This is a genomic window from Curtobacterium sp. TXMA1 (assembly GCF_020162095.1).
GTDB lineage: Bacteria > Actinomycetota > Actinomycetes > Actinomycetales > Microbacteriaceae > Curtobacterium.
In genome coordinates this window covers 2,684,700-2,702,017 of sequence record NZ_CP083910.1, presented here as the reverse complement: position 1 = coordinate 2,702,017, position 17,318 = coordinate 2,684,700, and the positions used below count along the sequence as shown (strand labels likewise).

Annotated in this window: 18 protein-coding genes, 1 tRNA gene and 1 pseudogene; 14 read left to right on the top strand and 6 right to left on the bottom strand. The window is 73.3% G+C overall.

All coding sequences use genetic code 11. The features are described from left to right. Positions 1 to 4: 4 nt before the first annotated feature. Genes modA through LCG91_RS12745 form a run of 3 tightly spaced genes read left to right on the top strand, consistent with a single transcriptional unit; the run spans position 5 to position 2,684 of the window. Positions 5 to 835: a molybdate ABC transporter substrate-binding protein gene (modA, locus tag LCG91_RS12755; protein WP_224441598.1), complete on the top strand. Its 831-nt coding sequence runs from the start codon at positions 5 to 7 to the stop codon at positions 833 to 835. A gap of 32 nt (positions 836 to 867) precedes the next feature. Beyond that, entirely contained in the window at positions 868 to 1,665 is a 798-nt protein-coding gene (locus LCG91_RS12750; RefSeq protein ID WP_411955807.1) for an ABC transporter permease, read from the top strand. Continuing rightward, the gene (locus tag LCG91_RS12745; protein WP_224441596.1) at positions 1,662 to 2,684 is read left to right on the top strand and encodes an ABC transporter ATP-binding protein; all 1,023 of its coding nucleotides are present in this window, start codon (positions 1,662 to 1,664) and stop codon (positions 2,682 to 2,684) included. The genes LCG91_RS12750 and LCG91_RS12745 overlap by 4 nt, the downstream gene beginning before the upstream one ends. A 7-nt stretch (positions 2,685 to 2,691) precedes the next feature. Here LCG91_RS12745 and LCG91_RS12740 read toward each other — a convergent pair whose 3' ends face one another. The 3 genes and pseudogenes from LCG91_RS12740 to LCG91_RS12730 all read right to left on the bottom strand — a co-directional run bounded on the left by LCG91_RS12740 (position 2,692) and on the right by LCG91_RS12730 (position 5,535). After that, a complete protein-coding gene (locus LCG91_RS12740; RefSeq protein ID WP_152998966.1) occupies positions 2,692 to 2,934 on the bottom strand; it encodes a MoaD/ThiS family protein in 243 nt (80 codons plus the stop codon). Between the two features lie 12 nt (positions 2,935 to 2,946). After that, positions 2,947 to 3,992: pseudogene (gene moaA / locus LCG91_RS12735) on the bottom strand (GTP 3',8-cyclase MoaA). Between the two features lie 109 nt (positions 3,993 to 4,101). Then, the gene (locus tag LCG91_RS12730) at positions 4,102 to 5,535 is read right to left on the bottom strand and encodes a glycosyltransferase family 87 protein (RefSeq protein ID WP_224441595.1); all 1,434 of its coding nucleotides are present in this window, start codon (positions 5,533 to 5,535) and stop codon (positions 4,102 to 4,104) included. A gap of 54 nt (positions 5,536 to 5,589) precedes the next feature. On the opposite strand from LCG91_RS12730, the gene LCG91_RS12725 reads away from it, so the two are divergent. From LCG91_RS12725 to pheA, 4 genes are read left to right on the top strand one after another with little or no spacing between them, the layout of a single operon-like run. Further along, positions 5,590 to 7,020 carry a molybdopterin-dependent oxidoreductase gene (locus LCG91_RS12725; RefSeq protein ID WP_224441594.1) on the top strand — a complete coding sequence of 477 codons (1,431 nt, stop codon included), beginning with the start codon at positions 5,590 to 5,592 and terminating at the stop codon, positions 7,018 to 7,020. Further along, positions 7,017 to 7,472, top strand: a complete 456-nt coding sequence (locus LCG91_RS12720) for a hypothetical protein (RefSeq protein WP_058749649.1) — start codon at positions 7,017 to 7,019, stop codon at positions 7,470 to 7,472. The genes LCG91_RS12725 and LCG91_RS12720 overlap by 4 nt, the downstream gene beginning before the upstream one ends. A gap of 9 nt (positions 7,473 to 7,481) precedes the next feature. Beyond that, positions 7,482 to 8,525, top strand: a complete 1,044-nt coding sequence (locus tag LCG91_RS16475; protein ID WP_318010437.1) for a bifunctional helix-turn-helix transcriptional regulator/GNAT family N-acetyltransferase — start codon at positions 7,482 to 7,484, stop codon at positions 8,523 to 8,525. 53 nt (positions 8,526 to 8,578) lie between these two features. Beyond that, on the top strand, positions 8,579 to 9,535 hold the full coding sequence (gene pheA, locus LCG91_RS12705) for a prephenate dehydratase (RefSeq protein ID WP_224441593.1): 957 nt from the start codon (positions 8,579 to 8,581) through the stop codon (positions 9,533 to 9,535). A 267-nt stretch (positions 9,536 to 9,802) separates the two neighbouring features. Here the strand turns inward: pheA and LCG91_RS12700 are convergent, their stop codons facing one another. Continuing rightward, entirely contained in the window at positions 9,803 to 10,885 is a 1,083-nt protein-coding gene (locus tag LCG91_RS12700) for a diacylglycerol/lipid kinase family protein (protein WP_224441592.1), read from the bottom strand. 102 nt (positions 10,886 to 10,987) lie between these two features. Further along, positions 10,988 to 11,353 (bottom strand): VOC family protein, encoded by a 366-nt coding sequence (locus tag LCG91_RS12695; RefSeq protein WP_224441591.1) that lies wholly within the window; start codon positions 11,351 to 11,353, stop codon positions 10,988 to 10,990. 60 nt (positions 11,354 to 11,413) lie between these two features. Here LCG91_RS12695 and LCG91_RS12690 point away from each other — a divergent pair, with 60 nt between their 5' ends. The 5 genes from LCG91_RS12690 (at position 11,414) to LCG91_RS12670 (ending at position 14,834) form a co-directional block, all read left to right on the top strand. Beyond that, positions 11,414 to 11,875: a MarR family winged helix-turn-helix transcriptional regulator gene (locus LCG91_RS12690; protein WP_224441590.1), complete on the top strand. Its 462-nt coding sequence runs from the start codon at positions 11,414 to 11,416 to the stop codon at positions 11,873 to 11,875. Between the two features lie 74 nt (positions 11,876 to 11,949). Then, positions 11,950 to 13,218: a serine--tRNA ligase gene (serS, locus tag LCG91_RS12685; RefSeq protein WP_224441589.1), complete on the top strand. Its 1,269-nt coding sequence runs from the start codon at positions 11,950 to 11,952 to the stop codon at positions 13,216 to 13,218. Continuing rightward, positions 13,215 to 14,153, top strand: a complete 939-nt coding sequence (locus LCG91_RS12680) for an HAD family hydrolase (RefSeq protein WP_224441588.1) — start codon at positions 13,215 to 13,217, stop codon at positions 14,151 to 14,153. Before serS ends, LCG91_RS12680 begins: the two co-directional genes overlap by 4 nt. Before the next feature lie 61 nt (positions 14,154 to 14,214). After that, positions 14,215 to 14,299 (top strand) — tRNA-Ser (locus LCG91_RS12675). A gap of 4 nt (positions 14,300 to 14,303) precedes the next feature. Beyond that, entirely contained in the window at positions 14,304 to 14,834 is a 531-nt protein-coding gene (locus LCG91_RS12670) for a GNAT family N-acetyltransferase (protein WP_224441587.1), read from the top strand. Between the two features lie 211 nt (positions 14,835 to 15,045). Here LCG91_RS12670 and LCG91_RS12665 read toward each other — a convergent pair whose 3' ends face one another. Next, positions 15,046 to 15,873 (bottom strand): helix-turn-helix transcriptional regulator, encoded by an 828-nt coding sequence (locus LCG91_RS12665; protein WP_224441586.1) that lies wholly within the window; start codon positions 15,871 to 15,873, stop codon positions 15,046 to 15,048. 111 nt (positions 15,874 to 15,984) lie between these two features. On the opposite strand from LCG91_RS12665, the gene hxlB reads away from it, so the two are divergent. Next, complete coding sequence (gene hxlB / locus LCG91_RS12660) at positions 15,985 to 16,557, top strand: 6-phospho-3-hexuloisomerase (RefSeq protein WP_224441585.1); 573 nt, start codon at positions 15,985 to 15,987, stop codon at positions 16,555 to 16,557. Between the two features lie 94 nt (positions 16,558 to 16,651). Beyond that, complete coding sequence (gene hxlA / locus LCG91_RS12655; protein ID WP_224443153.1) at positions 16,652 to 17,290, top strand: 3-hexulose-6-phosphate synthase; 639 nt, start codon at positions 16,652 to 16,654, stop codon at positions 17,288 to 17,290. Positions 17,291 to 17,318: the final 28 nt, after the last annotated feature.

Sequence of the window (17,318 nt, the reverse complement as noted above, 5' to 3'; positions counted from 1 at the left end):
ACGTGTGAAGCCGCTCCTGCGCACCATTTCCGCGCTCGCGATCGTCGTCGCCGGGCTGACCCTGGCCGCGTGCACGGCCCAGCCCGCCACGAGCGGCGCGACGGGCACCACCGCAACGGGCACCACCGCGAGCGGGACGGCCACCGGCAGTGCGGCTCCGTCGGGGTCGATCACGGTCTTCGCGGCGGCCTCGCTGCAGCGCACCTTCACCGAGCTCGGGAAGGAGTACGAGCAGCAGCACCCGGGCACCACGATCACGTTCTCGTTCGCGGGCTCGAGCGACCTCGTCTCGCAGATCCGCAACGGCGCCCCGGCCGACGTCTTCGCCTCCGCCGACGAGGCGAACATGGCGAAGCTCGCGACGACCGACCTGGCGACCGGCTGGCCCCGCGACTTCGCCACGAACACCCTCGAGATCGCGGTCGCGCCCGGGAACCCCGAGCACGTCGCGGGCCTCCGTGACCTCGCCGCGTCCGACCTGCAGGTCGTCACCTGCGCCGCCCCCGTGCCGTGCGGCGCGGCGACGGCGAAGGTCGAGCGTGCCGCCGGTGTCCAGCTGCGCCCGGTGAGCGAGGAGCAGTCGGTCACCGACGTCCTGGGCAAGGTGGAGTCGGGGCAGGCCGACGCCGGGCTCGTCTACGTCACCGACGTCGAGGGCTCCGCGGGCAAGGTCGAGGGCGTCCCGTTCGCCGAGTCGTCGGAGGCCGTGAACACGTACCCGATCGGCGTGCTCGAGGAGTCGGCGAACCCGGGCCTCGCCGCGTCCTTCGCCGCGTACGTCCGCTCCGACGACGGCCGCACGGTGCTCGCGGACGCCGGCTTCGGCGCTCCCTGACGACGACCACGATGCGCCAGCCGGAGAACAGGATGCCCGTGCGTCACCAGCGCACCCCCGTACCGTGGTGGCTCCCGGTCCCGGCGGTCGTCGGCGGGCTGTTCGTCGTCGTGCCCGTCGCGGCGATGGTCGGTCGGGTCGACTGGTCGTCCTTCGTCGCCCTGGTGACCTCGCCCGCGTCGACCACCGCTCTCGGGCTGAGCCTCGGCACCGCGGCGGCGGCGACCGGTGTCTCGTTCGTCCTCGGCTACCCGCTCGCCGTGCTGTTCGCCCGCTCCACGTCGCGGTGGGTCGGGGTCCTCCGCGCCCTCGTCCTGCTGCCGCTCGTGCTCCCGCCGGTCGTCGGCGGTCTCGCGCTGCTCGCGGCGTTCGGGCGGCTCGGCGTGCTCGGCGCGTTCCTCGACGAGCACGGGCTCCGGATCGCCTTCACCACGACGGCGGTGGTGATGGCCCAGGTCTTCGTCGCGATGCCGTTCCTCGTCTCGTCGATCGAGGGGTCGCTCCGCACCGGGGACGGCCGGGCCGAACGGGTCGCCGCGACCCTCGGCGCCGGGCCCACGCGCACCTTCCTGACGGTCACGACGCCGCGCGTGCTCCCGGGCGTCACCTCCGGCCTGGTGCTCTGCGGCGCGCGGGCGCTCGGCGAGTTCGGTGCCACGCTCACCTTCGCCGGCAGCCTGCAGGGGGTCACGCGGACCCTCCCGCTCGAGGTCTACCTGCAGCGCGAGGTCGACCCGGACACCGCCGTCGCCCTCGCCCTCGTCCTCGTCGTCGTCGCCCTCGTCGTGATCGGGACGACGACGGTCCGCAGCCGTCCGGTGACGACGTGACGGTCGGGGGAGCGGGACTCCGCGCACACGTCGTCGTCCCGGAGCGGGACGTCGACGTCCGCCTGACCATCGACCCCGACGCGTGCGTCGCCCTGGTCGGCCCGAACGGCGCCGGCAAGTCGACGGTCGTCGAGACCCTCGCGGGTCTCCTCCGCTCCCGCGACGGGAGCGTCGTGCTCGCCGACCGCGACCTGACGGACGTGCCGACGCACCGCCGCCGGGTCGGCCTGGTCGCACAGCGTGCGGATCTCTTCGCCCACCGCACCGTGACCGGCAACGTCGCCTTCGGTCCGCGAGCCACGGGTGCGAGCGGCCGGGAGGCACGGCTCCGCGCCGCCACGGCCCTCGCCGCCGTCGGGGCGTCCGGTCTCGCCGACCGTTCACCGACCACGCTGTCCGGCGGCCAGGCGCAGCGGGTCGCGATCGCCCGAGCGCTCGCGACCGACCCCGCGCTGCTGCTGCTCGACGAGCCGACCACGGCGCTCGACGTCGACGCCCGCTCCGAGGTGCGCGCTGCCCTGCGCTCCGCGCGCAGGGGTCGTCCGACGCTCCTCGTCACGCACGACCCGCTCGAGGCCGTCGCGCTCGCCGACCGGATCGTGGTGCTGCAGGACGGCCGTGTCGTCGAGGAGGGCCCGACCGCCGTCGTGCTCCGACAGCCGCGCACGCCGTTCGCGGCGTCGTTCTCGGGACTGGTGCTGGTCACGGGGACGGCCACCGCGACCGGGATCGCACCCGACGGCGGGGGTGCGCTGGTGTCGGCGAGGCACGCCGTGCCTCCCGGCCGACCCGCGGTGGCGGCACTGCACCCGACCGCCGTGTGCGTCCGGCGTGACGGACCCGGTCTCGCGCGGACGGTGACCGCGGTGGAGCCGCGGGACGGTCTCGTGCGGCTGCGCGCCGGCGACCTGGTGGCGGACGTGACCGTGGCGACGGCCGCGGCACTCGACCTCGCGCCGGGCACCGACGTCCGGATGACCGTCGAGCCCGACGAGGTCAGCGTCTACGCGCCCCGGTGAGGGGTCCCTAGCCGCCGGCGAACGGCGGCATGACGTCGACGGTCGCGACGCCGTCGAGCGACGTCGACCGGTCGCGCGTGGTGACGCCGTCGACCAGGTAGGAGCACCGCTCCTGCAGCGCCGTCCACCGCTCCGGGTCGGCCGCCGTGACGCTCCGCAGGGCCGCGTCGAGCGTGGGCTCGTCGAGCGTGGTGTCCACCGTGGTCTCGTCCTGTCCGACGGCCGCGCGGGCCGCGGCGAAGAACCGCATCGTCGTCACCGGTCAGCCTCCGATCGCACTCATGCCGCGGGACGGGTGCACGATCCCGTCGGCGTCGTCGCCGTGGTCGCGCGGCTTCGCCCACATCGCCCGCCGCCAGGTCTCGAGCAGGACGGCGTCGTCGGCGCCGGCGCGCAGGGGGCCGAGCAGGTCGACCTCGTCGTCCGAGAACAGGCAGGAGCGCACGTGCCCCTCGGCGGTCAGGCGCGTGCGGGTGCAGTCGGCGCAGAACGACTCGGTGATGCTCGCGATCACACCGACGGTGCCGAGCGGCGCGCCGTCGAGCGTGGACACCCGGTAGCGCTCGGCGGGGGCGCCGTCGCGGGGGCCTCGTCCGGTTCGAGTCGGTAGTGCTCGCCGAGCAGGGCGCGGGTCTCCTCGGCCGTGACCATGGTCGCGCCGTCCCACGCGTGCCCCGGGTCGAGGGGCATCTGCTCGATGAACCGCAGCTCGTGGCCGCGCTCGAGGCACCAGGCGAGCAGGTCGACCGCCAGGTGGTCGTTCACCCCGCGGAGCAGCACGGCGTTGACCTTGACCCCGAGGCCGGCGTCCGCCGCGGCGGCGATGCCCTCGAGCACGCGGTCGAGGAACGGACGCCGGGTGACCTCGGCGAAGACGTCCGGGTCGACGGTGTCGAGCGAGACGTTCACGCGACGCAGTCCGGCGTCCGCCAGGGCCTGTGCACGGTTCGCCAGGCCGATCGCGTTCGTGGTGATCGACAGTTCGACGTCGTGCGCGGAGCACCGGCGGACGATGTCGACGAGGTCGGCGCGCAGGAGCGGCTCACCGCCGGTGAACCGGACCTTGCGGACGCCGAGCGTGCCGGCGGCCAGGCCGACCAGGCGGTCGATCTCCGCCGCCGTCATCAGGGCGTCGGACGGGATCACCGGCAGGCCCTCCGCCGGCATGCAGTACGTGCAGCGGAGGTTGCACCGCTCGGTGAGCGAGACCCGCAGGTCGACGGCGCGTCGGGCGAACCGGTCGACCAGGCCGGGGTCGTCGTCCGGTCGAGGGGGGAGGGCCGGCGACTCGCTGCGCACCCGGCGCAGCAGGCCGGTCGAGGGCAGGATCCGCGCCGTCACCCGGCCGATGCTACCGCGCCCCGCCGACGGGGCGTCTGCGCGGCTGGCCGGCGCTGACCGCGGCTCGGCGGCGCGGCTACCCCGCGCTGACCCCGGCTCGTCTGCGCGGGTCGAGGCGACGGCCCCAGCGCACCCAGTCCTCGCGCCGGGTGCGGACGAGCGTCACGACCAGGATCACGAGCACCGCGGCGAGGAGCCACCACCGGAACGCCGGCGCCGAGGGCCACACCCCGCGCAGGGCGATGGCGAGGTTCAGGGCCATCCACTCCCACCGGCCGGAGAGCACCACGAACGGGATGAGGAGCAGCGCGTACCAGGGGTAGCGCGGGGTCACGGCCAGGAAGGTCACACCGATCATGAACACCTCGGCCGACCAGGGCCGGGCGGGGTCGGCGAGGCGCCAGGAGACCACCGCGGCCAGCAACACCACGAGTCCGACGACGACCGTGGCGGCATCGCCCGGGACGACGAAGGACACCAGGGCGAAACGGGAGCCGTCCTCGTAGCCCTCCTCGGACAGGTACCCGGGCAGGTACCCGAGGACCTTGACGCCGGTGCTGATCACGTAGGGGACGTACAGGAGCGCGAACACCGCGACGCCGACCGGGACCGCCCACCAGTGCCGCCACCGGCTCAGCAGCGGCGGGTACACGATCGCCGGGATGAGCTTCGTGGCCGTCGCCGCGCCGAGGGCGATCCCGCCCCAGACCGGCCGGCCGAAGGCGACGAGCACGACGCCTGCGGTGGCCAGTGCGGCGCCGACGACGTCGACGTGCGAGTTCGTCACCGCCTCGGACGCGACGAGCGGCGACCACGCCCAGAGCGCCGCCCACCAGGTCGGTCGACCGATCCGGCGGAGCACCGCGACCAGACCGATCGTGACGCCGAGCGAGACGAGCAGACCGGCGACCTGGAACGGCATGTACTGCGCCGTCGCCGGCACGAACGCGCGCACCCCGGCGAACCACAGCTGCGCCATCGGCGGGTAGATCGTGACGACGTCCGGTCGGTTGATCGCGACACAGTGGCCGTCCGCACCGTCGCCCAGTCCGCGCATCCGCGGTTCGAGCGGCGTGCACGTGCCGTCGATCTTGTCCGGGAAGAGCCAGTCGGGACGCAGGTCGGCCAGGGCGTTCGACTGCGGTGTGTGCGCGTACGGGGAGATCCCGGCGTGCTGCACGATGCCGTCCCAGGCGTACCGGGCAGAGTCGGTACTGGTGTTCGGCGGACCGACGAGCGCCGCGACCCCGACCACGACCGCACCGCCGAGGACGATCCGGGTCATCCACTCGCGGGGCACGAAGCGCAGCGCGAGGGCCGCTCCGGCGAAGACCGTCCAAGCGATGAGCGTCCAGGCGACGAATGGTGCACGATGACCGGCACGGAGGAACCCCAGATGCGTGATGCCGAAGGCGATGACACCCGCCAGCGCCAGCACGCCCACGACGGACAGGACCGTCGAGACGATCGCGGACGTCGGGACGGAGGCGGCGCGCGGTCGTCTGCTCATGGTTCCCCGAGGCTACCGATCGTCCGACGGCTCCTGCTGGACGCCCGGGCACTCATGGCCTCCCCCAACCGGAACGCCCGCTCGGCGGTGGTCTGGGGTCGCCTGCTCGGCATCGCGTTCGTGGTGTGCTTCGGCACCGGCGTCTACAGCCACCTGCTGCAGGACCCGCTGCCCTGGATGCGCTTCCCGACCCGGCCGACGCAGCTCTACCAGTTCACGCAGGGCCTGCACATCACGGCGGGCATCGCGATCATCCCGCTGCTCCTCGCGAAGCTGAACGTCGTCATGCCCGCGCTGGCGCAGGTGCCCCCCGTGCGTGGTGTGCTGCACCTGCTCGAGCGGCTGTCGATCGCCGTGCTCGTGTCGGCGTCGATCGTCCAGGTCGGCACCGGCCTGCTCAACACGTACCAGTGGTACCCGTGGCCGTTCCCGTTCCGCCAGGTGCACGACGCGATGGCGTACGTGATCATCGGGTCGCTGATCGTGCACATCGCGTCGAAGCTCCCGGTCATCGCGCGGTACTGGCGGGCGCGGGACGCCTACGACGCGGACGGCCGGTTCGTCGCGGACCCATCGGTGGGCAGCGAGCTGCTGCCGGACGGCCGGGAGGCCCGTCCCGCCGTGGGCGAGCGCGCTGCGGACGAGCAGACGGTCGGCTCGTACCCCCGTGGCCTGACCGGCCGCCTGCTGCGGTGGGTGGACGGCCCGGCTGCGCCGGTCGTGTCGACGACATCACGGGCTGAGCGACACCTCACGGAGCGCGCGGGCCGTGAGGTGTCGCTGGGCGCGAAGAACGGTGCGCCAGCAGCGGGCGCAGGCGACGGGGCGGGGGCGGGTCGCGCCTCCCGGGCGGAGCAGGACGACGACGCGCCCGCCGGGTCGCGCCAGCGCATCGCACGCCGTGGGTTCGTCGCGGGCGTCACCGCGGCGACCGTCGGGGTCGTCGCGCTCACCGCGGGCCAGTCGAACCGGCTGCTCGAACCGCTCAACGTCTTCGGCGCCCGCCAGCGGTACATCGGGCCGGACGACCTGCCGGTGAACCGGACCGCGCGGGCGGCCGGGGTGCTGGCGACCGCGACCGCGGCGGACTGGGCGCTGACCGTGGTCGGCCCGGACGTCACGCGGACGTTCTCCCGCGCGGAGCTCGTCGCCCTCGGCACCGCCACGGCGGACCTGCCGATCTCGTGCGTCGAGGGCTGGAGCCAGATGGCGTCGTGGCGCGGGGTGCGGATGCGCGACCTGCTCGCCTCGGTGCAGGCGGAGCCGGAGTCGGCGCTGCGGATCACGAGCCTCGAGCGGAGCGGCGGCTACCGGGTGACCGAGATGGGCCCGGAGTACGCGTCCGACCCGACCACGCTCCTGGCGCTCGAGGTGAACGGGAAGACGCTCGACCTCGACCACGGGTTCCCCGCCCGGGTCATCGCGCCGGGCCGACCCGGTGTGCTGCAGACGAAGTGGATCGGGAAGATCGAGGTGATCCGATGAAGGCCGCGAGGATCGTGCTCGTCGTCGTTGGCGTGCTGGTGATGGCGTTCGGTGCGTACGTGCTCGTGACGACCGTCCGGCCGAACCGCATCTGGGGCCTGGCGACCTGGTTGCTCGGCGCGGTCGTGCTGCACGACGCGGTGCTCTCGCCGTTCGTCGTGGGCGCCGGGCTCCTGCTCCGTCGCACGGGTCGGAGGCTCGGCGCCGGGGTGCTCGTCGTCGTGCAGACCGCGGTCGTGCTCGGGTGCGTGCTCGCCCTCGTGGTACTGCCGGAGATCGCCGCGAAGCACCACGGGCAGAAGAACCCGACCGTGCTGCCGTTCGACTACACGACGCGGCTGCTCGTGGTCGAGGTGGTCCTGCTCGCAGTGGTGGTCGTCGCCCTCGCGGTCGGGATCGTCCGAGCCCGCCGGCGGACGGCACCACTGGTTGCATCGACAACCAATGGCTAGCATGGCGGCATGACGGACGAGACGCCCTGGCTCACGCGCGACCAGCTCCGCGCGTGGATGAAGCTCGTCGCCGTCATGGAGCTCCTGCCGGCCGCGCTCGACCAGCAGCTGCAGCGGGACGCGGACCTGACGCACTTCGACTACATGGTGGTCGCGATGCTGTCCGAGACGGAGTCGCGCACGCTCCGGATGTCGGCGCTCGCCGCGGCGACGAACGCGTCGCTGCCGCGGCTGTCGCACGTGGTGTCGCGGCTCGAGAAGCGTGGACTGGTCAGCCGCTGCCCCTCCACCGACGACCGTCGCGCGACCGACGTACGACTGACCGACGACGGGTTCGCCGCGATCGTCGCGGCGGCGCCCGACCACGTCCGGACCGCCCGTCGCTTCGTCATCGACGCGTTGAGCGACGAGCAGGTCCGCGAGCTCGACGGCATCACGCGGGCGCTGCTCGGGCGCCTCGACCCCGAGGGGCGCTTCGCGGCGCTGACGTACCCGCGCGACGAGGACGAGGTGCTCTGTGAGGAGCGCCTCACCGGTGGAGCGCGGGCCGGTGCGTCCGCTCCGACGGCGCCGGCCGGCGTGCTGTTCCGGGACGCGACCGCCGACGACGGTGCACTGCTGCGGCACGCGACGCTCGCGGCGATGAACTGGCAGACCGCGTCCTTCGTCGACGCCGACCTTGACCGTCCCGAGTTCGCGCACTACGTCGTCGGCTTCGACCCGGCCCGCGACCACGGCGTCGCCGCGGTGGACGGCGACGGGCCGGTCGGGGTCGCCTGGGTGCGGTTCCTGCCGGCGGACGACCCCGGGTACGGGTTCGTGGCCGAGGACGTCCCGGAGCTCACGATGGCCGTCGACGAGCGCGGGCGTGGCCGGGGTATCGGCACGGCGCTGCTCGCCCGGCTGCTCGACGCCGGACGGGCCGCGGGGTGGCCGGGGGTCAGCCTGAGCGTCGAGGACGGGAACACCGGGGCCCGGATCACCTACGAACGGGCCGGGTTCCGGACCGTCGGGCGGAACGGCGACTCGGACACGATGCTCGTCCGCTTCTGACGTCCCGCGCCGGCAGGGCCGCGGGCCACTGGTACACCAGTAGGATCTGGCGCATGACCGACCGTGCCACGCCGTCCGACACGTACTCCTACCTCGGACCCGCCGGCACCTTCACCGAGGCGGCGCTGAAGCTCGTCGAGGCCGCGGCCGGCAAGCCGTGGCGGAGCGTGAACAACGTGGGCGAGGCCCTCGACGACGTCGTCACCGGACGCTCGGTGGGCGCGGTCATCGCGATCGAGAACAGCGTCGACGGCGGGGTCAGCGCCACGCAGGACGCCCTCGCCCGCATCCCCGGCGTGCGGATCGTGGGGGAGTACCTGGTCCCCGTCGACTTCGTGCTCGTCGCCCGGCACGGCACCGCCCTCGCCGACGTCCGCACCGTGAACGCCCACCCGGTGGCGTACGCGCAGACGCACGAGTGGCTCGAGGCGAACATCCGTGGGCACGGGCACATCCCGGCGTCGTCGAACGTCGCCGCCGCGACCGCGCTGCTCGACGAGCACCCCGTCGCCGACGCCGCCGTCGCACCGCCCGGCATCACCGACCACCACGACCTCGCGGTGCTCGCCACGTCGATCGGGGACAACGCCTCGGCGGTCACCCGGTTCGTGCTCGTCTCGCGCACGCTCGCGATCCCGGAGCGCACCGGGGCGGACAAGACGAGCGTCATCGTGGAGCTGCCGAGCGAGCACCCCGGCGCCCTGGTCGACATGCTCGAGCAGTTCGCGACGCGGGGCATCAACATGGGGCTGCTGTCCTCGCGCCCGATCGGCGACGAGCTCGGCCGCTACCGGTTCGTGATCGACCTCGACGGGCACGTGCACGACGAGCGAGTGGCCGACGCCCTGCTGGGCCTGCGGCGGTTCAGTCCCCGCGTGACGTTCCTCGGGTCGTACCCGCGGGCGGACGGCTTCCGCCCGGAGATCTCCGCGCGCTACTCGGACGAGGCGTTCGTCGAGGCCCGGGACTGGCTCCGCGCGATCGTCTCCGGCGAGCCCGACGCCGACTGACGCCGCGAGCCCGACGCCGACTGACGCCGCGCGTCGGGCACCGGCGGCCGGCGGCGCGGTCGGGTCCTGCGGCGCGGTCGGGTCCTGCGGCGCGGCCGCAGCCTTCTGCCCCGCGACGCCGGCCGGGCCCGCGTCCTTCGGCGGCGCGACGTGCCGCGGAACAACCGAAGGCACGTCGCGCCACGCTCTTCCGTGGTTCGTCGTGCCTTCAGTTGTGCGGGCTGCGAGCAGCTCAGCCGGCGCGGGCGCAGCGGGCGCCGCCCCGAGTCAGCTGTGGGCGTTCTCGACCCGACGGGTGTTGCGGGTCTGGTCCTGCGGACCGGCGACCCGCACCCGGAGCCCGCCCGCGTCGATCTTCGCCTTGAACGCGACGACCTCGCCGACCGGGTCGCCGTCGATCTCGAACTCGTCCGGACGCTCGAGCCGCGCGACGAACTCCTCGCCGCGGATGTACCGCAGGGGGCGTTCCTCGCGAGCGGCGGTGGCGATGCGCTTCCCGACCTGGGTCTGCCCGATCTTCGAGCGGCGGAACGAGCGCAGGATCGCGTTCTCCCAGAACACCCGCGCGCCGATCCGGACCCACCCGAAGAACCCACGCGGGCGCATGACGACGATGTCGAACACGCCGTCGTCGATCTCGGCGTCGGGCAGGAGCGTCGCGCCGGCCTGCAGCATGCCGCAGTTGCCGACGATGAGCGAGTGCGCGCGCACCGACTGGTTGCTGTCGCCGTCGAGCTTGTAGCGGAACTCGAAGGCGTCGGCGTCGCGGACCGAGCGGAACAGCGAGTCGACGTAGGCGAGCCAGCCGACCTTCTTCTTCAGGTCGTCGTTCGTGTTGGCGAGCATGCGGGCGTCGAGCCCGAGCCCCGCCATGACGACGAAGCCGAACTGCTCGCGCTCGCCGCCCTCGCGCTCGACCTCGAGCTGCCCGAAGTCGATGGGCCGGTCCTCGCCGCGGAAGATCGTCCGCACGCTCGCGCCGAGGTCGTCGATCGGTGCCGGGATGTTCCGGGCGAGCAGGTTGCCGGTGCCGCTCGGCAGCAGCGCGAGAGCGGCGGAGGACCCGTGCACGACCTCGGCCACCGCACGGACGGTGCCGTCACCGCCGGCCGCGGCGACGACGTCGGCCCCGGCCTCGAGCGCGGCCTTCGCCATGCCGCCGCCCGGGTCCTCCTCCGAGGTCTCGAACCACAGGGTCTCGGCCCAGCCGGCCTCCTGCTGGTGCTTCGCGACGGTGCTCTTGAGCGTCTCCAGGTGCACCTTGACCGGGTTGTAGACGACCGCGGCCGTCTTCTGCTCGGTCGGGAGGGCGTCCTGGCCCGCGGGCGCGGTCTCCGATGGTGTCGACATGCTGCCGACGTTACCGACGGACACCTGCGAGCGATCGGCCCCACCGGCGGGCGGCCGGCGGCGGGCGGCGCTGCGCCGCGGCCGACCCCCGCTCGTCGCGGATCAGCGCTGGTCGTGCAGCGTGATCGCGTACCCGTCCGGGTCCGCGAACGTGAACGTCCGTCCGAACGGTCCGTCGAACGGCGGGGTGACGATGGTGTGCCCGTCGGCCACGAGTGCATCGTGGACCGCCTGCACGTCCGTCGCGTGGAACCACAGCGCGACGCCGAGCGCGGGCTGCCCGCTGGACAGGTCGGTCCCGGGCACGAGGTCGCGCAGCGCGAAGGCGATCGGCTCGGTCCGGAACACCACGGCATGCGGCGGCCCGGCGGGCGAGCGGACGAGTCCGAGGTACCGCTCGTAGAACGCCTGCGAGGCGTCGAGGTCACGGACCTGCAGCGAGGTGAAGTCGATCCCGGTGGCGGGCATGGCGTGCTCCTTCGTCTGTGTCAGATGCCTGACACGGGCAGTATGTGTCAGACTCCTGACATGCGTCAAGCCGGCATCGACCTCGACAGCTCGGTCGGCTACGTCCTCAAGGAGGCAGCCAGCGCCCTCCGCGCCGCCATGGAGGACGCGCTCCGCCCGCTCGGCATGACCGTCACGCACTACTCGTGCCTCGAACTGCTCGCCCAGCGCCCCGGCATGTCGAACTCCGAGCTCGCGCGCGGCACCTTCGTCACGCGGCAGTCGATGAACACGCTCCTGCAGCAGCTCGAACGCGACGGCATCGTCACCCGGCCGTCCACCCCCACGTCGGGCAAGGTGCTCCCCACCACGCTCACCGAGGTCGGACGCCGACAGCGCGAGGCCGCGAGTGCCGCGGTCCGACAGGTCGAGTTCCGGATGACCCGGGACCTCGACGACGAGGGCCGGGCAGCGGCCTTCCGCCTGCTGCGCGGGATGGTCGCCGCCCTGCGCGACGAGCGTCCGACGGACGCGACCGGGTGACGGACGGGAGGCCCGTGGCGGGGCCGCCACGGGCCTCCCGTCCGGCGGTCACACGCTCCCTCTAGGATGATCCGGTGATCGATCTGCAGCTCCTGCGCGACAACCCTGACCTCATCAAGGCCTCGCAGGAGGCGCGCGGCGCCTCCGTCTCCGTCGTCGACGACGCGGTGTCCGCCGACACCGCCCGGCGCGCTGCGATCACGTCGTTCGAGGCGCTCCGCGCCGAGCAGAACGCGTTCGGCAAGACCGTCGCGAAGGCCCCGAAGGACGAGAAGGCCGCGCTCGTGCAGCAGGCCCAGGCCCTCGCCGCGAAGGTGAAGGAGGCCCAGGCCGAGGTCACCGCGGCCGAGGAGACCTTCGACCGCGTCGTCCGAGCGATCCCGAACGTCGTGCTGCCGGACGTGCCGAAGGGCGGCGAGGACGACTTCGTGACGCTCCGCACCGTCGGCACGAAGCCGTCGTTCGACTTCGAGCCGAAGGACCACGCCGACCTCGGCGAGCACCTCGGCATCATCGACATCCCGCGCGGCGTCAAGGTTTCCGGCTCGCGCTTCTACTTCCTCCGCGGCCTCGGTGCCCGGCTCGAGATCGCGCTCATGAACCTCGGGCTCGACCGCGCCGTCGAGCACGGGTTCGAGCCGCTCATCACGCCGACGCTCGTGCGTCCCGAGACCATGGCGGGCACCGGGTTCCTCGGCGAGCACGCGGCAGAGGTCTACCGGCTCGAGGCCGACGACCTGTACCTGACCGGCACGAGCGAGGTCGCCCTCGCCGGGTTCCACGCCGACGAGATCCTGTCGTTCGACGAGTCCGGCGATCCCGTCCGCTACGCCGGCTGGTCGACCTGCTACCGGCGCGAGGCCGGGTCGGCGGGTAAGGACAACCGCGGCATCCTCCGTGTGCACCAGTTCAACAAGCTCGAGATGTTCTCGTACGTGCTCCCGGAGCAGGCCGAGGCGGAGCACCAGCGCCTGGTCGCGATGCAGGAGTCGATGATGCAGGACCTCGGGCTGCACTACCGCGTGATCGACGTCGCCGGCGGTGACCTCGGCACGAGCGCCGCGCGGAAGTACGACATCGAGGCGTGGGTCCCGACGCAGGGCACCTTCCGCGAGCTCACGTCGACCTCGAACTGCACGACCTTCCAGGCCCGCCGCCTCGACGTCCGCTACCGCACCGAGAGCGGGAAGACCGCTCCGGTCGCGACCCTCAACGGCACGCTCGCGACCACCCGGTGGATCGTCGCGATCCTCGAGACCCACCAGCAGGCCGACGGGTCGGTGGTCGTGCCCGAGGTGCTGCGTCCGTACCTGGGCGGCGTCGAGGTCATCGAGCCCCGATGAGCACCCACGAGCGGTTCGTCGACGGGTCGGCGCAGGGTGGCGGGTCCGCGACCGGTGCTGCGGCCGATGCGGCTGCGGGTGCTCCGGCCGGTGGCGCTGCGGGTACTCGGGCCGGGGGCGCTGCGGCGCCCGCGCGGACGAAGCGGTGGCTCGTCGCGCTCGACGTCGACGGCACGACCATGCGCGAGGACGGCGTCATCACGGACACGGTGATCAACGCCGTCCGCGACGCCGAGGCCGCCGGGCACGAGGTCATGCTCTCCACCGGCCGCAGCGAGGGCATGACGATCCCGCTGCTCGAGCGGCTCGGGCTCCGCTCGAAGTACGTCGTGTGCGCCAACGGTGCCCTGACCCTCGCGCGGCAGGACGACGGCTCCTACCGCCGGGTCCACGTCGAGCGCTTCGACCCGACCGAGGTCCTGCAGGTCATCCACGGAGCGCTCGCGAACGCCGCCTTCGGGGTCGAGGACGAGACCGGCCACTTCCTGCTCTCCGGGAACTTCCCCGACGACACCATGACCGTCCACGGCGAGCACGTGCCCTTCGAGCAGCTGCTCGGCACCGAGGCCACGCGCGTGGTCGTCATCTCGCCCGGGCACGACACCGAGGACTTCCTGCAGGTCGTCGAGCGGATGGGACTGCAGAAGGTGTCGTACTCGGTCGGGTGGACGTCGTGGCTCGACATCGCTCCCGAGGGTGTGACGAAGGCGACCGCGATGGAGCGCGTCCGCGAGTGGCTCGACATCCCGCGGTCCCGCGTCATGGCTGCGGGCGACGGGCGGAACGACATCGACATGCTGCGGTGGGCGTCGACCTCGGGCCGCGGTGTCGTGATGGGGCAGGCCCCGGACGACGTCGTGGACGCGGGCAACGAGCTGACCGGCGGCGTGACCGACGACGGGCTGGCCGCGGCGCTCGACACGCTGCCGCGCTGACGGACGCCGGGCCGCTAGACTGCCCGGGACACGGTCACGTCTCGCCACGTGGTCGTGTCATGGAGGGTTGTCCGAGCGGCCGATGGAGCCTGTCTTGAAAACAGGTGGGCAGCAATGTCTCGTGGGTTCGAATCCCACACCCTCCGCATCATGAGCGCCGGCACCCGCATCCGCCTGGTCGAGCTCGCAGACGCCGCCGAGCTCGCCGCGATCGTCCGCGCGAGCGCCGACCACCTGCGGCCCTTCGAACCGACGCGTCCGCCGGCGTACTTCACCGAGGCCGGGCAGCGTGCGACCCTCGGCGCCGCGTTGGCCTCGGCGGCGAACAGGTCGTCCGTGCCGTTCACGATCGTGGGCGACGACGACGAGTTGCTCGGTCGGATCACCCTGAGCGGCGTCACCCGTGGGGCCCTGCAGTCCTGTGCGCTCGGCTACTGGATCCGAGCGGACCGCACCCGGCAGGGACATGCGACCCGGGCGGTCGGTCTCGCGGTGGACCACGCCTTCCGGGAGCTCGGGCTGCACCGGGTGCAGGCGGAGACCCTGCCGGAGAACACCGCGTCGCAGCGGGCGCTCGAGCGGAACGGCTTCGAGCGGTACGGCTTCGCGCCGGAGTACATCCGCATCGCGGGTGAGTGGCGCGACCACGTCATGTTCCAGGTGCTCGCCCCCGACGCCTGAGTCGGCGATCCGGGCGGACGGGGCTCCGCGTCGCACGCCGCACGCCGTCGCGCTCCGGGCATCGGTGGTGCGCGGCCACGTCGAACCACGAATGCGACATCGAACCAACGCCACCACGTGGTTCGGTGTCGGGAACGTGGTTCGACCCCGGGGCAAGCGACCGAGCGAGCGCGGGCGGGGCAAGCGCGCGCGGAGCGTCGAGCGCGGCCCGTCAGGGACGGGCGCCCAGGGCGGCGAGCTCCGCCCGCGTACGGGCACCGTGCTTCCGGAGCAGGTTCGCCACGTGGTACTTCACCGTGTTCGGGCTGATCCCGAGCCCCTCGGCGATCTCCCGGTTGCCGACGCCGGTCACCACGAGCCGCAGCACGTCGCGCTCCCGCTCGGTCAGGTCGGTGTCCTCGGGCAGGTCGACCGTGCCCGGTGCCGGGTCCAGGGGGAGCGAGATGTCGAGCGTCGAGCCCCACCCCGGCGTCGAGTCCACGTGCATCGTCCCGTCGAGGGCCACGACGCGCTCGGCGATCGGCCGGACCGCGTCGTCGTGCGCGTCGAGCGTGCCGGCACCGTCGTCCCGGAGCTGCATGAGCAGGTTCCGTCCGTCGCAGTCCCACTGGATGCGGACGCGTCGCGCGACCCCGTCGTCGACCAGGGCGAGCACGGCCGTCCGGACGATGGCCCGGGCGCTGTGTGCGACGTCGCCGGGGAGCGCACGACCGGTCGCCGGCGGCTCGACGAACTGCACGTCGAGGTCCCCGAACCGGACGAGCGGGCGGAGGTCCGCACGCAGGCGCGAGAACGCCCCGGTGACGGGTTCGAGCAGGGTGCTCCGCTGCCGGTCGGTGACGGTCCGGAGCTCGACGAGTGCGGCCGAGGCGATCTCGACGGCCTCGGCACGGGCGGCGGCGTCGGACAGACGGCTCGCGCGCAGGGCGGCGAGCACCGACTCGAGGGTCAGGGCGTGCCGGTCGGCCTGCTCCGCGACGGTCCGGGCGTGCTCCGACGCAGCGATCCGGCTGGCTGGTGCGTCCGGTCCCGTCTCCACGAGGACCGAACCTACCCGTCCCACCCGGACGGGCGGTCCTACCCGATCGGGTGGGTGTGCCGCCTGCGTGGGCAGCGGCGCGCACGACGCCGCGCGAGGAGCATCGGATCCATGGCCACCACGACGACCGCCGACGCCCTCGGGCTGATCGGCGACGAGCTCCAGGACCTGATCGCGACCGTCCGCGGTGCCGACCAGGCACCCTTCGAGCGCGCCCTCGACCTGCTCGCCGACGCCGAGCGCGTCTTCGTGCACGGAGCCGGTCGGTCGGGCCTCGCGCTCCGGATGACGGCCATGCGCCTCATGCACCTCGGGCTCGACGTGCACGTCGTCGGCGAGGTCACGACGCCTGCGATCCGGCGGGGAGACCTGCTCCTCGTCGCGAGCGGCTCGGGTACGACGGGCAGCATCGTGCAGGCTGCCCGGACCGCGTCCGAGGTCGGCGCACGGGTGCTCGCCGTGAGCACGACGGACGACTCGCCACTGTCCGAGGTCGCCGCCGCCACGCTCGTGCTCCCGGCGGCGACGAAGACCGACCGCTCGGGCACGGCCTCGGCGCAGTACGCCGGCAGCCTGTTCGAGCAGGGTGTCGCACTGCTCGGGGACGCCCTGTTCCACGCGCTCTGGCAGCGCAGCGGACATTCGGCCGACGACCTGTGGCCGCGGCACGCGAACCTCGAGTGACGCCGAGCACGGCACCGAGCGCGCGACCCTGCGCGGAAACCCGCGCGTGACCGCCACCGAGATCCCCACGAACCACCACCGGAAGGACCCCACCATGCAGCTCCAGTTCGCCATGGACACCCTGACCACCGAGGGCGCCCTCGACCTCGCCGGCAAGGCCGCGCCCTACGTCGACGTCATCGAGCTCGGCACCCCGCTGATCAAGAGCGCCGGCCTCTCCGCGATCACCGCCATCAAGGAGGCGCACCCGGACAAGGTCGTGTTCGCCGACCTCAAGACCATGGACGCCGGCGAGCTCGAGGCCGACATCGCCTTCTCGGCCGGTGCCGACCTGGTGACCGTCCTCGGCGTCGCGGGTGACTCCACCATCGCCGGTGCGGTGAAGGCAGCGAAGGCGCACGGCAAGGGCATCGTCGTCGACCTGATCGGCGTGCCGGACAAGGCCGCCCGCGCGAAGGAGGTCGTCGCACTCGGCGCCGAGTTCGTCGAGATGCACGCCGGCCTCGACGAGCAGGCCGAGGAGGGCTTCACCTTCGAGACGCTGCTGCGCGACGGTGAGGCCTCGGGCGTCCCGTTCTCGGTCGCCGGCGGCATCACCACCGACACGATCGAGGCCGTGCAGGCCTCGGGCGCCCGCATCGCGGTCGCCGGCAGCGCGATCTACAGCGCCGACGACGTGGCCGCCGCCGCCTCCGCGCTCCGCGACGCGATCTCGGAGCCGGCTTCCGCCTGATCCGGACCACCTGACGGACGGGAGGCCC

Bases quoted from the DNA above. Each gene is read 5' to 3' on its own strand.
- LCG91_RS12695 (WP_224441591.1), bottom strand. From the start codon at position 11,353: ATGCCCGCCACCGGGATCGACTTCACCTCGCTGCAGGTCCGTGACCTC.
- hxlA (WP_224443153.1), top strand. From the start codon at position 16,652: ATGCAGCTCCAGTTCGCCATGGACACCCTGACCACCGAGGGCGCCCTC.
- LCG91_RS12720 (WP_058749649.1), top strand. From the start codon at position 7,017: ATGAAGGCCGCGAGGATCGTGCTCGTCGTCGTTGGCGTGCTGGTGATG.
- LCG91_RS12670 (WP_224441587.1), top strand. From the start codon at position 14,304: ATGAGCGCCGGCACCCGCATCCGCCTGGTCGAGCTCGCAGACGCCGCC.
- hxlB (WP_224441585.1), top strand. From the start codon at position 15,985: ATGGCCACCACGACGACCGCCGACGCCCTCGGGCTGATCGGCGACGAG.
- LCG91_RS12740 (WP_152998966.1), bottom strand. From the start codon at position 2,934: ATGCGGTTCTTCGCCGCGGCCCGCGCGGCCGTCGGACAGGACGAGACC.
- LCG91_RS12690 (WP_224441590.1), top strand. From the start codon at position 11,414: ATGCGTCAAGCCGGCATCGACCTCGACAGCTCGGTCGGCTACGTCCTC.
- LCG91_RS12700 (WP_224441592.1), bottom strand. From the start codon at position 10,885: ATGTCGACACCATCGGAGACCGCGCCCGCGGGCCAGGACGCCCTCCCG.
- LCG91_RS16475 (WP_318010437.1), top strand. From the start codon at position 7,482: ATGACGGACGAGACGCCCTGGCTCACGCGCGACCAGCTCCGCGCGTGG.
- LCG91_RS12725 (WP_224441594.1), top strand. From the start codon at position 5,590: ATGGCCTCCCCCAACCGGAACGCCCGCTCGGCGGTGGTCTGGGGTCGC.
- LCG91_RS12680 (WP_224441588.1), top strand. From the start codon at position 13,215: ATGAGCACCCACGAGCGGTTCGTCGACGGGTCGGCGCAGGGTGGCGGG.
- pheA (WP_224441593.1), top strand. From the start codon at position 8,579: ATGACCGACCGTGCCACGCCGTCCGACACGTACTCCTACCTCGGACCC.
- LCG91_RS12730 (WP_224441595.1), bottom strand. From the start codon at position 5,535: ATGAGCAGACGACCGCGCGCCGCCTCCGTCCCGACGTCCGCGATCGTC.
- LCG91_RS12750 (WP_411955807.1), top strand. From the start codon at position 868: ATGCCCGTGCGTCACCAGCGCACCCCCGTACCGTGGTGGCTCCCGGTC.